This window comes from Pantoea sp. USMM079 (assembly GCF_037153115.1).
GTDB lineage: Bacteria > Pseudomonadota > Gammaproteobacteria > Enterobacterales > Enterobacteriaceae > Pantoea > Pantoea communis.
Genome location: NZ_JBBCKX010000005.1, coordinates 22,101 through 36,556, shown reverse-complemented (window position 1 = coordinate 36,556; position 14,456 = coordinate 22,101). Strand labels below are relative to the sequence as shown.

The 14,456-nt window shown below is 55.4% G+C and carries 14 protein-coding genes; 2 read left to right on the top strand and 12 right to left on the bottom strand.

The window, feature by feature from the left end; all coding sequences use genetic code 11:
* Positions 1-218 precede the first annotated feature (218 nt).
* The 9 genes from WFP70_RS09820 to WFP70_RS09780 form a co-directional block, all read right to left on the bottom strand.
* Positions 219-1,811: a sensor domain-containing diguanylate cyclase gene (locus WFP70_RS09820; protein ID WP_337023361.1), complete on the bottom strand. Its 1,593-nt coding sequence runs from the start codon at positions 1,809-1,811 to the stop codon at positions 219-221.
* Positions 1,812-1,976: 165 nt separating this feature from the next.
* The gene (locus WFP70_RS09815; protein WP_200578161.1) at positions 1,977-2,807 is read right to left on the bottom strand and encodes a metallophosphoesterase; all 831 of its coding nucleotides are present in this window, start codon (positions 2,805-2,807) and stop codon (positions 1,977-1,979) included.
* A gap of 11 nt (positions 2,808-2,818) precedes the next feature.
* The gene (locus WFP70_RS09810; protein ID WP_097118584.1) at positions 2,819-3,808 is read right to left on the bottom strand and encodes an ABC transporter ATP-binding protein; all 990 of its coding nucleotides are present in this window, start codon (positions 3,806-3,808) and stop codon (positions 2,819-2,821) included.
* Positions 3,805-4,617, bottom strand: a complete 813-nt coding sequence (locus tag WFP70_RS09805) for an ABC transporter permease (protein ID WP_211728299.1) — start codon at positions 4,615-4,617, stop codon at positions 3,805-3,807. The genes WFP70_RS09810 and WFP70_RS09805 overlap by 4 nt, the downstream gene beginning before the upstream one ends.
* Positions 4,614-5,471, bottom strand: coding sequence for an ABC transporter permease (locus WFP70_RS09800; protein WP_337023362.1), 858 nt, complete (start codon positions 5,469-5,471; stop codon positions 4,614-4,616). Before WFP70_RS09800 ends, WFP70_RS09805 begins: the two co-directional genes overlap by 4 nt.
* Positions 5,472-5,473: 2 nt before the next feature.
* The gene (locus tag WFP70_RS09795) at positions 5,474-6,478 is read right to left on the bottom strand and encodes an ABC transporter substrate-binding protein (protein ID WP_249221656.1); all 1,005 of its coding nucleotides are present in this window, start codon (positions 6,476-6,478) and stop codon (positions 5,474-5,476) included.
* A gap of 23 nt (positions 6,479-6,501) precedes the next feature.
* Positions 6,502-7,518, bottom strand: a complete 1,017-nt coding sequence (locus tag WFP70_RS09790; protein ID WP_034825748.1) for a substrate-binding domain-containing protein — start codon at positions 7,516-7,518, stop codon at positions 6,502-6,504.
* Between the two features lie 126 nt (positions 7,519-7,644).
* The gene (locus WFP70_RS09785) at positions 7,645-8,253 is read right to left on the bottom strand and encodes a DsrE family protein (protein WP_058959112.1); all 609 of its coding nucleotides are present in this window, start codon (positions 8,251-8,253) and stop codon (positions 7,645-7,647) included.
* Positions 8,254-8,287: 34 nt separating this feature from the next.
* On the bottom strand, positions 8,288-8,893 hold the full coding sequence (locus WFP70_RS09780) for a DsrE family protein (RefSeq protein WP_058959113.1): 606 nt from the start codon (positions 8,891-8,893) through the stop codon (positions 8,288-8,290).
* Between the two features lie 639 nt (positions 8,894-9,532).
* Between WFP70_RS09780 and WFP70_RS09775 the strand changes: the two genes are divergently transcribed.
* Together WFP70_RS09775 and arsC are read left to right on the top strand one after the other, a co-directional pair.
* Positions 9,533-10,996: a beta-barrel assembly-enhancing protease gene (locus WFP70_RS09775; protein ID WP_097118589.1), complete on the top strand. Its 1,464-nt coding sequence runs from the start codon at positions 9,533-9,535 to the stop codon at positions 10,994-10,996.
* Between the two features lie 5 nt (positions 10,997-11,001).
* Entirely contained in the window at positions 11,002-11,349 is a 348-nt protein-coding gene (gene arsC, locus WFP70_RS09770) for an arsenate reductase (glutaredoxin) (protein ID WP_058959115.1), read from the top strand.
* Here the strand turns inward: arsC and hda are convergent.
* The 3 genes from hda to upp form a co-directional block, all read right to left on the bottom strand.
* Positions 11,346-12,047 (bottom strand): DnaA inactivator Hda, encoded by a 702-nt coding sequence (gene hda / locus WFP70_RS09765; RefSeq protein ID WP_202403671.1) that lies wholly within the window; start codon positions 12,045-12,047, stop codon positions 11,346-11,348. The genes arsC and hda overlap by 4 nt on opposite strands.
* A 93-nt stretch (positions 12,048-12,140) precedes the next feature.
* On the bottom strand, positions 12,141-13,424 hold the full coding sequence (gene uraA, locus WFP70_RS09760) for a uracil permease (protein ID WP_337023363.1): 1,284 nt from the start codon (positions 13,422-13,424) through the stop codon (positions 12,141-12,143).
* Positions 13,425-13,666: 242 nt separating this feature from the next.
* Positions 13,667-14,293 carry a uracil phosphoribosyltransferase gene (gene upp / locus WFP70_RS09755; RefSeq protein ID WP_034825735.1) on the bottom strand — a complete coding sequence of 209 codons (627 nt, stop codon included), beginning with the start codon at positions 14,291-14,293 and terminating at the stop codon, positions 13,667-13,669.
* Positions 14,294-14,456 lie beyond the last annotated feature (163 nt).

The following is a 14,456-nucleotide window of genomic DNA, read 5'->3' as shown; positions in this document are numbered from 1 at the left end:
GGCGAAAACCTGATGTGCATAAACCTGCATCTTAAGAAACCCGATGAGGATCTGCGCTTCGGGGCAGGCGGCAAAGCCTGAGCAGCTAAGGTCCAATAGCGCCTGTTTAATCACCCCATATTGGGCTGGATATTTTGCAGAATCCTGTGCGTCTTTACACACCGTATAAATCCTGCACTTTGGTGATAGGGTCGCCATTTTGGTCGACCCTTAAGGCACTAGCGGGTAATACTGCTCACCAGCGCATCCTGCCCGGCAATCATCACGCAGTTACGTCCGGCATTTTTCGCCTGATAGAGTGCGGCATCCGCCTGTTTCAAGCTCACATCTTGCGGCTGGTTATCGGCCTCCCAATGTGCGATGCCCACTGAAAGCGTGATATGCCCAACATGATCAATCCAGCTCTCGGCGATGCTGGTACGCACGCGCTCGGCAATCACCCGCGCTTCTTCCGTCGAGGTGGCTGGCAACAGCATCAAAAATTCCTCGCCGCCATTACGGCACACCACGTCGGTCTGGCGCGCACTGTTACGCAGGGTACGCGCCACCTGTTTGATCACTTCATCACCCACATCATGGCCGAAGTTGTCATTCACCCGCTTGAAATGGTCGATATCCAGCGCCAGCACCGCAAAAGGCTGACGCATGGTTTCGAAGTAATCCAGCACCGCACTCAGGCCACGGCGGTTAAGCAAATTGGTCATCGGATCGGTTTGTACTTCCGATTTCAGCCGACCGATTTTGTCCTGTACCAGTCCGATCCCGGTGAGCAAGGCGCGTTTTACCTGTGCGGCTTCGAAGTACCAGGCACGAATACCGCCAATTTCACCCGAGACGCCCTGGGTGTCCATCTGACTGGCTTTACGCGCCAGTTGCCACAGCGGCAAGGCAATCAGACGGGCGAAGATCACCGCCATCAGTAAAGTCAGCAACGCAAACGGCACCGAGTTTTTCAGCACTTTCAGCAGCAAACCCGAGAGCGGTTGCAGGGTGACGTCGGTTGGTTTGAGCGCCACCACCATCCAGCCGGTGGTCGGCACAATGGCGTAACCCGCCAGTTTCGGCGTGTCTTCTTCTTTGACCTGCACCTCGCCATTGGTGCTCTCATTGCGTTGACGCTCGCTGACGATCTCTGGCGCGGTTTTACCAATCAGCTGGCTATTCTGGTGATAAAGCACCTGATTGTTGCGATCCAATACATACACGCGCGTGCCATCCCGGTAGAACTGCTCACCGAGTAAGGCATTGAGGATACTTTTCTTCTTCAGATAAATAGTGCCGCCTACATAGCCGAGGTAGCGTCCTTCGTTGCTCCAGATCGGCCAGGAGACAAACACAATCAGATTGTTGGCAGCAGAGATGGTGGGTTTGCTCACCATCGGTTGGCGCTGTGCCAGCGCTTCCCGCGAAGCCTGGCTGGTGAGCTGCATGCCTTTGAGCATCAGTGACTCAGGCGAAATCGCTTTCACTATCCCATTGGTGTCGACCACCGCAACGGAGTTGAAGCTATTGGTTTGCTCACGCAGACGATTCACTTCCTGCTGCGCCAGTTCTGGATTATCAAAATCCTTGCCCAACTGCGTCGCGCTGTAGTGCAGCTGCGACTGTGCCAGCTGGAAAAAAACTTCCGTGGTGGCAGCCAGTTTGGTGGCATAAGCGCGATTGGCTTCGAGCGTGCTCTCGATTAGCACCATACGCTGCACACGCCAGGTGGCGTACAAGGTATTGGCGAGCGTAATGACGATACTGGTGATCGCCAGCAACGCGATCAGCGTACGCAGGTCAGTTTTTGGCCGGATGCGCATCAGCATGACGCAACCGCCCTGGTGTGAAAATTCATCATTCGCGTGCCTGACAATATAGTTATAGTTGGACTAGCTACCCCTGGTGAGGGAACCGCCAATTGTACACCTGCAAACCAGATTGAGCACGAACCATCCTGTCAGACACGCGTAATTATTCAGCAAACGTTGGCGCTAATCGATCAGACCATTCGCATCATAGAACGGCCACGGGCCCGGATAATCGCCGATAGCGCACTGGTGTGTCGTCATACCTTGCTGTGGGTGCCAGCGATGTAGCAGGAAACCCGGCGGCTCCAGCACGAAATTTGCCGGACCATTTTCAGACAAATCAAAGGCGACCTGATGCGAGACGCCCGGCGCCACGCAGGCCAGCGTCCCGGCGAAGCGCGCCTGTACCGAACGGTGCAAATGACCGCTCAGCACGCGTTCCACCTGCGGATGCTGGCGGATAATCGCCGCCAGCGCGTCGGGATTACGCAGCGGTTGCTTATCCATATGACCGATACCGGAAACCAACGGTGGATGGTGCAACATCACCAGGGTAGGCAATTGCGGTTCGCGCACCAACTGCTCTTCCAGCCAGGCCAGCTGCGCTTGGTCCACGTAGCCCCACGGCTGCTGCGGCACGCTGGAATCCAGTGCCAGCAGCTGCACCCCTTTTACCCGTGCCTGCCAGTTGAGGGTTTCACCACGTTGCAGATAGTGGTGATCCGGAAACGCCGCGCGTAACTGCTGGCGATCGTCGTGATTGCCCGCCATCAGCATGTAAGGCAGCTGCAAACGTCGCAGCGCCGTTCGCAGCGTTTGATACTCTTCTGCGTTGCCGAAATCCACCAGATCGCCGGTGATCACCACCATGTCCGGGCGCGGCGTCAAACGATTCAATGTCTCGATAACCCGCAGCAGCGCCGCCTGGGTGTCCACTTTTTTATACGACAGGCGACCGTTCGCCTTGATGTGTAAATCACTTATTTGCGCAATCAGCGTCAATGCTTCAGACACGAATTTCTTCCTCAGGATGCAGAAAATTGCAGGGCGGCGTCTTGCGCCAGCGTCCAGCTCACCGGTTGTCCGGCATGCCAGGCTTCACGCGCATGGCGATCGACCTGAATCGGCATGGCCAGACCGATATCGATCATCAGCCGCTGCGACGCGCCTAAAAAGGTGCTGGCAAGGATAAAGCCCTGACGCGCATAGCGATTGTCGCTGGCGAGCAGTACATCTTCCGGGCGGCAGAAGCGCTGTGCATTGCCACGCGCATCGACATCGACGCAGTTAATCGCCCCGACAAAATCGGCGACAAACTTCGAAGCGGGATGCTGATAGATATTTTGTGGCGTATCGATCTGCACCAGACGCCCCTGCTCCATCACCGCAATGCGATCGCCGAGTGCCATGGCTTCTTGCTGATCGTGGGTGACGTAGACGGCGGTGATCGCCAGCTTCTTCAATAAGGTGCCGATTTCCAGACGCAGGCGATCGCGCAGACGTGCATCCAGCGCCGCCAGCGGCTCATCAAACAGCAGCACTTTGGGTCTGGCTGCCAGCGCACGCGCCAGTGCCACACGCTGTTTCTGTCCACCGGATAACTTATCAATGCTGCGCTGTGACAACGCGCTGAGATCCACCAGTTCCAGCATCTCCTGCACGCGCGCTTCACGCTCGGCACGCGCCACGCCCTGCACTTTCAAGCCGTAAGCCACGTTCTCGGCGACGTTAAGATTGGGAAACAGCGCATAGTTCTGGAACACCATGCCAACGTTGCGTTTCTCAATCGGCAACGCGGTAACGTTACGATCGTCGAACCACACCTCGCCGCCCGCATCACAGCGCTCAAGCCCGCTGATGATGCGCAAGGTGGTGGTTTTTCCGCAGCCAGAAGGCCCGAGCAACACCAGGGTTTCCCCGGGATTCACGGTCAGATCGAGCGGATGCAATGCCAGTTGGTGATTGAAGTGACGTGAACAACCGCGCAGCGTCACGGTAACGGCCGCAGGATTCATGCCGCCTCCTTGTTTTGGCGCGATACCGCGCGGTTAAGCCAGTGATTCACCGCATTCAGCATCAGCAGTAGCGGCAAAATCATCAGAATGAAAATCAGCGTATAAGCGGAACCCACTTCCAGTCGCATCGAGGCGTAACTGTCCGCGAGGCCGACCGGCAGGGTTTTGGTCAGCGGCGTATGCAGCATCCAGGTGATGTTGAACTCCCCCACCGACAGGGTGATCACCATAAAGGCGCCCGCCAGAATGCCGTTGCGGCAGTTGGGTACCACCACGGTAAAGAAGCGCTGCCACAGGCTGGCACCGAGGCTGGCGGAAGCTTCTTCCAGACGCGGCATATCGATCGCCTGCATCACCGCCAGCACCGGTCGCATCATAAACGGCAGCGTGAACAGCACGTGACCAATCAGAATAAACACCCAGCTGTCACGCAGGCCGGAAAACTGGCCGTAAAGCAGAATGATGCCGAGCGCAGTGGCTAAGCCGGGCAGCGCCACGGGCAACATCAGGCACTCTTCAATACGTGCTGCCCAGCGGCCGGGCGCTTTCAACAAGCCCCACGCTGCGGGTACGCCTATCACCAGAGTGACCAGCAAGCAGAACAGCGCTATCAGCAACGACAGCCAGAAGGTATCGGCGTACATCTCCCACACTTGCGCCACCCATTTCAGGGTCAACCCGCTGCGCAGGCCGATAAAGTAGTTATTGGTGACACCCGCCAGCATTGACAGCACCACCGGCACAATCATAAACAGCGCGGTGAGCGTGGTGACAAGCAGCTGCAGGCTAAACAATCCGCGACGATTCATGCGGCCCCCTTGTGTGCCAGACGGCGCGCTAACATCAGCGCCAGCCAGGCAACCGCGCCCATCACCACCGACAGCGCTGCCGCCGTGGCAAAATTGGCGTAGTTAGTGAATTCGCCATAAATGGTCAGTGGCAGCACCGCCAGATTGGTGCCGAGCGTAAAAGCGGTGCCAAACGCGCCCATGCTGGTGGCGAAACAGAGTGCGCCGGTAGAGAGCAATGCCGGCTGCAGGCCGGGCACGATCACGTCCCAGGTAATGCGCCACTGACTGGCGCCGAGTGAACGTGCCGCTTCTTCCAGCGAGCGATCAAGCTTTTCACTGGCCGCGACGAGCGTAACGATGGCGCGCGGCAGCGAGAAATAGAGATAGCCGATAAACAATCCGGTGAGTGAATAGGCCAGCGTCCAGCGCTCGTGCACCAGGCTCATGCTGATTTGCGCCAGCAAGCCCTGACGGCCAGCGAGCATCACCACCAGAAAACCCACTACCACGCCGGGAAAAGCCAGCGGGAAGGTCAATAAGGCTAATAACGTGCCGCGCCCAGCGAAACGCTGACGCGCCAGAAAACAGCCGACGATGGCAGCAATCACCAGCGTGACCAATGTCACCGCCAGCGACAGCAATACGGTATTCAGCAAACTCAGCAGGTAATTCGGCTGAGTAATTACCGTCCAGTAGCCGCTGTGCTGGGTGGTGCGATCGTTTTGCATCCCGATTTGCAGCAGGCGCGCAAACGGCAGCAACCAAAATGCACTGAAGAACAGCAGCGCAGGCAGCGTCAGCCACAACCATTTGCTGCCCGGCAAGCTGCGAGCCTGGCGGCGTGAAGCCGCCAGGGTGTCGGAGATCGACATGATTAGTGAATCTCGCTCAGGTACTTCGCAGAGAACGCTTTCTGCGCATCGGCCATCTGCTGATAGTCGACCGTTTGGGCGCGTGCATAATCGCTATCCGGCAGGAAGAATTTCTTCGCTTCGGGTGACATTGCAGAAGTACGCACCGGGCGCAGGAAGGCATTGGCCCAGATCGCCTGACCTTTGTCCGACAGCACATAGTCGATCACTTTCTTGCCATTAGCTTCGTGTGGCGCGTTCTTCACCAGACTGATGACGTAAGGAACCGTCACCGTGCCCTCTTTCGGGATCACAAACGCAACGTTGGCGTGATCTTTATATTTGGCGCGATAGGCGTTGAAGTCGTAGTCGAGCAGAATCGGGATTTCGCCGGAAATCAGACGCGCATAGGCCGTCTGCTTCGGTACGATTGGCTGGTTGGCCTGCAGTTTCCTGAACCAGTTCAGCGCTGGTGTGAAGTCCTGCATGTTGCCGCCTTTCGCCTGGTTAACGGCCACAGCAGCCACATAACCGACAAAGGCACTGGCCGGATCAAGGTAGCCCACCATCCCTTTGTACTCAGGTTTCAGCAGGTCATCCCAGGATTGTGGCACTGGCGCGCCGCCGAGCGCATCCACGTTGACCATAAAGCCCATGGTGCCCGAGTGCAGCGCGACCCATTTACCGTTCGGATCTTTCATTCCGGCTGGGATGTCGTCCCAGTGCTGCGGTTTATAATCGGTGATGACGCCCGCGCTGTCGGCCTGGATGCCGAAACTGACGCCGTAATACACCACATCTGCCACCGGATTGCCCTTCTCCGCCACCATTTGCGCCAGCGCCTGGCCGGAGTTTTTGTTGTCTTGTGGCACGGTGATGCCGGTGTCTTTGGCAATGGCTTTGAGCTGTGTACCCCAGTCAGCCCATTCGGGCGGACAGTTGTAGCAGATCGCGGTTTCGGCGGCCTGCGTCATCATACTGAACAGCGAACCGGCGGTCAGCGCGATCGCTCCTGCAAGAATTTTCATTTTTTTATGGAATTTCATGGTGGTTATGGTTCCCTGGTGGTGGCAGTCAAAACGGTGGCGGGTGCGGCGATGCTTTCACCGCTCCGCAACCGGTGGGCCAGTACGCGGGTGCCGCGGCTGGCTTGTTGTAACAACATATCGATGGCACAGGCACCGAGCATGTCGGCTGGCTGAGAGACGCTCGCCAGTGACGGCGCAATCTGCTCGCCAATATCGATGCCGTCAAAACCCATCACCGAAAGTTGCTGCGGGATGCGTACACCGGCACGCGCCGCGGCACCAATCAGGCTGATGGCAAGCAAATCATTTGTACAAATCACCGCTGTCAGCGGTGCTGCGCCCTGCAACTGCGGTTGCAGCAGCGCGAAATCAGAATGGGTATGGCTGGCCATTTCAATCACCGGCAGCGCATTCAGCCCTGCGGCCTGCATCGCATCGCAGTAGCCCTGATAACGCAGGCGAGCGCGATCCGATTGCAGCATCGGCCCGGCGACCATGCCGATATGACGATGGCCCAGACTTAGCAAATGTTCGGTGGCTTCCCGCATCGCCTGTTGGTTATCCACGCAAATCGCTGGCCAGTGACTCTGCTGAGGCACGTTGTGCGCCAGGACAAACGGCATGCTGGCTTCATGCAGCGTGGTCAGAACCGCGCTGTTATCCGCATCGGCCACGGTCAGCACCAGGCCCGCCACACGCTGGCGCAGCATGTGTTCGACGATCGCCGCTTCACGCTCTGGCTGATAATCACTGGTTGCCACCAGCAAACCGTATCCAGCCGCACGCGCCTGACGTTCCATCGCCTGTAACTGGCGTGAGAAGATCGGGTTGAGCAGCGAAGGCAACAGCACACCCAGCGTGGTAGAACTTTGCGTACGCAGCTGACGTGCAATGTGATTGGGGCGAAATCCGAGTTGCTCTGATGCCGCCAACACCTTTTCCAGCGTGTCAGGCCGCAACAGATGGGGATCAGAAAATGCGCGTGCGGCGGTAGCGCGAGATACGCCAGCCAGCTTTGCCACACTGATTAAATCGGACATGTTCGCCTCGTGAATGAGCAATGAGATCGATCTCATTGGCGCTTAAAGTAGCGGCGAACTGTGACAGCAACATCGCGGGGAGATGACGAAAAAATGACAGCAGCGCGAACTGCTGTCAGGCAGGAATCACAACATCAGGAAGGCGTAACCTTCGTTTTGCAGCGAGGCAACTGTGGTGCCACTGGAGAGCGTATGAGTGACGCGCGTATCGATCCAGTCACGCTGTAGCTGATGGAACGCCACCGACTGATCGCAGATCGTGACCTTCACTCCCGCCTGCTTCAACTCATCGATCAATTTCAGGTTCGGGTTATCTGTGCCGTAAGCTTTGCGGAATTGTTCGTTATTCAGCGCGGCAGGCACGGCATCGCTGTTGATTGACACCACGAAATTCAGCTGATTTAGCGGCACTCCGGCAGCGTAATAAAGGTTGGTGACACGCGCCACGCGTTCCAGTCCGAGGTTAGGTTGACGGACATCCCCTTCCGTGCGGTTGATCTGAAAAACGACCTTATTGCTCAGGCCTGGCGTATTCGCGGGATTGTAATCCGGCGTATTCACAAAATGGATTTTGCCGTAGCCCGCTATGGCTGGCGTGCTCCAGAAGTCCGCTGGCTCGCTTTTGTTGTCAGCAAACTTGCTGCTGACCTTATCCACCAGCTCTGGAAGCTGTAACACATTACCGCCCACGAAACCCGCCAGTGCGGCGATAACAATATAGGACGCTGGACGCATTTCACTTCTCCTCGATAGAAGACCTTAAGCCCAATTACATTTGCAGGAAGGCATAACCCTGATTTTCCAGCGTCGACACCGTGGTCGGACTGGACAACGCATGAATAACCGATTGATCGATCCACTCTTTCGGGAAGTGATGGAACGCCACTGACTGATCGCACACCGACACTTTGACGCCTAATTTGTTGAGTTCGCCGATCAGCGCCAGATTAGGGTTGTCAGCTTTATAAAATTGCTGGAAATGCGCGTTATCCAGCATGGCAGGCGTGGCATCACCGGTCACAGAGACCACAAAGTGCAGCTGATCGGCAGGCACGCCTGATGCGATGTAGAGGTTAACGACGCGGGCGACGCGCTCCAGCCCAAGATTAGGCCGCTTCATGTCCCCTTCGCTTTTGGTGATTTGAAACACCACTTTGTTGCTCAGCCCGACTACCGGTTTAAAGGCGGCATCAGATTCGTAATGAATTTTGCCGTAACCATCGACAGCAGGTGTGCTCCAGAAACCTTCAGGATCGGTTGGCTCGGCAGAAAAATGGCTCACCACTCGCTGATAAATATCATCACTTTTGCTGACGGTGGCGCCAACAAACCCACCCACGATCGCAATCAGGGCGTAAGAGACAACAGAACGCATAAAAACTCTCCGGCATGCACTGCGCTAATTCACAGTCCGTTTGAATAAAGTGCCTTATCTATATCACAGCGTGAGCAGGGCAAAAGTCCTGTAGTTTTGGCCTGTCCGGGGTTTTCATTGCGGAAATAATAATTAGTCAGGCTAATTGAATAATGCTTTCGATTGAGCTGAAGAGATGCCTAAAAAAATAACTGGCTTGAATCGACTGTCAGATATTTAGGTTTTATCAAACCAGGGGAGCTGAAAATATGACCATAATTAACTAAAATTTCGGCGACCCTATAAAAAATCACCATTAAAATCACTGATGGATAAAACAGGCCAGTTCACTGTTTTGACGTTTGTTTTTCAGAGTAAACCTGGAAAAGTTCATGCCAGATTCAATTATTTTGAGCAACTTTACGTAACTTTAACTTCTGAACCTGTAAAAGCGCTAACCTGGTCGTGGCGGACTATTCAATTTTTTGCTGCAATCAGCGCCCGCTGTAGCCATTTTTTCATTTTAAGTCTGTGTCGCTTCTTCATTTGCTTGTTACCACGCGCTGGTTAAGATAGAAGCGCTGCGTCAAAGGAAAGTACGCGCAGAACATTTGAACGACTTACCTGTCCAATTGCAGGTGACTTTTACAGGATCAAGGCATGTTTAACCGGTTGAAAAAATCAGTGCTGGCGGCCCTTATTCCTACGCTGCTGCTGACGCCCGCACTCTCCGTGCACGCGGACGTGAGTGATAATCTGCCCGATATGGGAACCACGGCGGGTTCAACGCTATCCATTAATCAGGAATTACAAATTGGCGACTTCTACGTGCGCCAACTGCGCGCCAGTGCGCCGCTGATTAACGATCCGCTATTAAATCAATACATCAATGAGTTAGGGCAGCGCCTGGTGGCGCATGCCAATTCGGTGCGCACGCCGTTTCACTTCTTTCTCATTCAGAATGACGAACTGAACGCTTTCGCCTTTTTCGGCGGCAACGTAGTGCTGCATTCATCATTGTTCCGCTACACCGACAATGAAAGCCAACTGGCGTCGGTGATGGCGCACGAAATTTCCCACGTCACCCAACGTCATCTGGCGCGTGCGATGGAAGAGCAGAAGCGTAATGCGCCACTCACCTGGGTGGGTGCATTAGGGTCGATTCTGCTCGCCATTGCCAGCCCACAAGCCGGGATGGCGGCGTTAACCGGTACGTTGGCGGGTACGCAACAGGGCATGATCAGCTTCACTCAGGCCAATGAGCAAGAGGCTGACCGCATCGGGATTCAGGTGCTGCAACGTGCAGGTTTCGATCCGCAGGCGATGCCAGCTTTCCTGCAGAAGCTCGCCGATCAAAGCCGCTTCTCCTCCAAACCCCCGGAAATTTTACTGACGCACCCCTTACCGGATAGCCGTTTGGCCGATGCGCGTAACCGTGCCAACCAGATGCGCCCGGTGGTGGTGCAGTCATCTGAAGGCTTCTATATGGCGAAGGTGCGCTCGTTGGGTATGTACGCTACTGGCCGTAATCAGCTGACCGATGAGCTGTTAAATGAATACGCCAAAGGCAACTCACGTGAGCAAATGGCATCGCAATACGGTAAAGCGGTGCAGTTCCTGCAGGCAAAAAGCTTCGACAGCGCGAAAAAAATCATCACACCAATGCTGGCGAAACAGCCAGATAACGTCTGGTTGCTGGATATCATGACGGATATCGACATCGGCCTGAACCAGCCGCAGCAGGCGATCAACATGCTGACCAGCGCTAAAGGTAGCAGCACCAATCCGGTATTACAGCTCAACCTCGCTAACGCTTATGTCGAGGCGAAACAGCCCGCTAACGCCACGCGAATCCTCAATCGTTATACCTTTGCCCATCCCGATGACGTCAATGCCTGGGATTTACTGGCACAAGCCTCGGCAGCACAGGGATTACGGGATGAGGAGTTGTCGGCACGAGCGGAAGGATTAGCACTCAATGGCCAGCTCGATCAGGCGATCACCACCCTGAGCAGTGCCAGCGCCCAGGTGCCGCTCGGCAGCCTGAAACAGGCACGTTACGATGCTCGCATCGATCAGTTCCGCGAACTGCAAAAGCGGTTCCGTCAGTATCAGAAAGGATAAAAATAATGGTGAGCATTTATCACAACCCGCGTTGCAGCAAGAGCCGCGAAACCCTGGCGCTGTTGCAGGATAAAGGCATTGAAACTGATGTGGTGCTGTATCTTGAAACACCGCCTGACGTGCAGGCGCTAAAAAAACTGCTGCAACAGTTAGGCATGAGTAGTGCGCGCGATCTGATGCGCCGCAAAGAAGATCTTTATAAGGAGTTAAATCTGGCAGACAGTCAGTTGAGTGAAGATCAACTGCTGCAGGCGATGGTTGAGCATCCGAAACTGATCGAACGCCCCATCGTGATCAACGGTGATCAGGCACGAATTGGCCGTCCACCGGAAGCGGTGCTGGAGATTGTTTAAAGCCCCAGCGCTTCTTTGACAAAAGGAATGGTGAGCTTGCGCTGTGCGCTAATAGAGGCGCGATCTAACCGATCAAGCGTATCAAACAGCGTGCGCATTTCGCGGTCGAGGCGTTTCAGCAGGAAGCGCCCGACATCTTCCGGTAACTCAAAACCACGCAGCCCTGCTCGCATTTGCATCGCCTGGAGTTTGTCTTCATCTGACAATGGCTGCAAACGATAGATTTGTCCCCAGTCGAGACGGGAAGCTAAGTCCGGCAGGCCAAGATTGAGCTGACGCGGTGGACGATCGCCGGTGATCAGCAAACGCGTTTTGCCGATTTCCAGAATACGGTTATAGAGATCGAAGATCGCCATCTCCCACTCGGCATCACCGGCAATGCATTCGATATTATCAATGCAGACCAGTGCCAGGTTCTCCATGCCGTCCAACACTTCCGGCACAAACCAGGTGCGTTTATCCAGCGGAACATATCCCACCGCTTCACCACGGGCCGACATCTCAGCACAGGCTGCATGCAGTAAGTGACTACGGCCGCCGCCTTCACGTGACCAAAAATAGAGATAGCTGCCGTGTTGCTGAGAGAGTGCGCCTTGCAGCGCCGCCAGCAGAGACGGATTTTCCCCCGGCCAGAAACTGGCAAAGGTTTCATCATCGGGTAAATAGAGTGGCAGTGAAAGCTGTGCCGGCGTGTTCAGAAGTACCTCAACGGATGAGCAGGCAGAAAACGGCGCAAGTTTATCACGATCCTTGCAAGAGATGAACCAGGCTTCCCTGCCCGGCAAAGCGCATTAACTTTCGCGCTTTTCTTCGGCATCCAGTACCACTTCCTCGGGCCGTAACAGATTGATTACGCGGAAAATCAGTGCCAACGCGACGCCAACGATGGTGGCCAGCGCCATGCCTTTCAGTTCTGCAGCGCCGATATGCACTTTCGCGCCGCTGACGCCGATGATCAGGATCACCGAGGTCAGGATCAGATTCTGCGCTTTGTTGTAATCCACTTTAGATTCAATCAATACGCGAATACCGGAAGCCCCGATCACTCCGTACAACAGCAGAGAAACGCCCCCCATGACCGGCACCGGGATCGCCTGAATTGCGGCCGCCAGTTTACCTACGCAAGAGAGCAGAATCGCGAAGATCGCCGCCCCGCCAATCACCCAGGTGCTGTATACACGGGTTATCGCCATCACGCCGATGTTCTCACCGTAAGTGGTGTTTGGCGTGGAGCCGAAGAAACCGGAGATCATGGTGGACAAGCCGTTAGCAAACATCGAGCGATGCAGGCCGGGATCGCGAATCAGATCTTTTTTCACGATATTGGCGGTAACGACTAAGTGGCCGACGTGCTCAGCGATCACCACCAGCGCCGCAGGCAGGATGGTCAACATCGCGGCCCATTCGAAGCGCGGCGTGTAGAAGGTTGGCAGTGCAAACCACGGCGCATCAGCCACCGATTGCCAGTTTACGATGCCCATAAAGGAGGAGAGCGCGTAGCCAGCCAGTACGCCGATCAGAATCGGGATAATGGCGAGGAAACCGCGGAACAGCACCGAACCAAACACCGTGACCGCCAGTGTCACCATCGAAATGATGATGGTTTTGCTGTCTGGCGAGGTGCCTTCGGCTGGCAACAGACCGGCCATATTGGCTGCCACGCCCGCCAGTTCCAGACCGATCACCGCAACGATTGCGCCCATCGCGGCCGGTGGGAACATCACATCCAGCCAACCGGTGCCGGCTTTTTTAACGATCAGCGCCACCACGCAGAACAGGAAACCACACAAAATAAAGCCGCCCAGCGCCACTTCATAACCCAGCGGCAACAGCAGCAGCACCGGTGAAATAAACGCAAAGCTCGAACCCAGATACGCCGGGATTTTGCCTTTACAGATAAACAGATACAGCAGCGTACCGACGCCGTTAAACAGCAATACGGTGGCCGGGTTGATGTGGAACAGAATTGGCACCAGCACTGTGGCACCAAACATGGCGAACAGGTGTTGCAGGCTGAGTGGAATGGTTTGCAGCAGCGGTGGACGTTCGTCTACTCCGATCGCGCGTCTTGTCATTATCTCTCTATCCCCATTAGTCGTTATGAATGCTGTTTGTTCAGGCCGCGCCATCAGGGAGCGGCGCAATTCATTACGCAATATTCCAACACGCTAAGTGCCATGTCGGGAAAAAGAGCGCGATAAATCGCGCCGCTACCAAAGGTGCTGGTGTTTATGCGGCACTGAACTAAAGGGCATTACTTGAGTTGTTGTGTTTTTGCCAAAAAAAAGCCGACTCTCTGGCCGGCTGGATGCTTTATTTATTTCGTTCCGAAGATCTTATCGCCGGCATCGCCGAGACCTGGAATGATATAGCCCTTCTCGTTCAATCCCTGATCGATTGACGCGGTGTAGAGCTCAACGTCCGGATGCGCTTTCTCCAGCGCCGCAATCCCTTCAGGTGCCGCCACCAACACCAGCACTTTAATGCTGTTGCAGCCCGCTTTTTTCAGCAGGTCAATAGTGGCGATCATCGAACCACCGGTCGCCAGCATCGGGTCAACCACCAGAGCCAGGCGCTCTTCGATGTTTGACACCAACTTCTGGAAATAAGGCACCGGCTCCAGCGTTTCTTCATCACGGTAGACACCGACGACACTGATGCGCGCGCTTGGCACGTGCTCCAGCACACCTTCCATCATGCCGAGGCCCGCACGCAGAATCGGCACCACGGTGATTTTTTTGCCTTTGATTTGATCGACGTCAACCGGGCCGTTCCAGCCTTCAATGGTGACGCGCTCCGTGGCCAGATCGGCAGTGGCTTCATATGTCAGCAGGCTGCCGACTTCTGAGGCCAGCTCGCGGAAGCGTTTGGTGCTGATATCATGCTCACGCATCAGGCCCAGTTTATGCTTGACCAGCGGGTGTTTGACTTCCACGATCTTCATGATTGTTCTCCCGGAATTGAGTTGAGCTAAAAAAAATCGCCGGATTATACCGCCTTTTTGCCGCTGCGCCACTTGTCATTGGTCAATGGCTTAGCGCGATTCGCGTGATCTTAAGGATTGGCGAAAAATCAGCACTGTGCAAAGCGGCGTGAGATGGCACTCG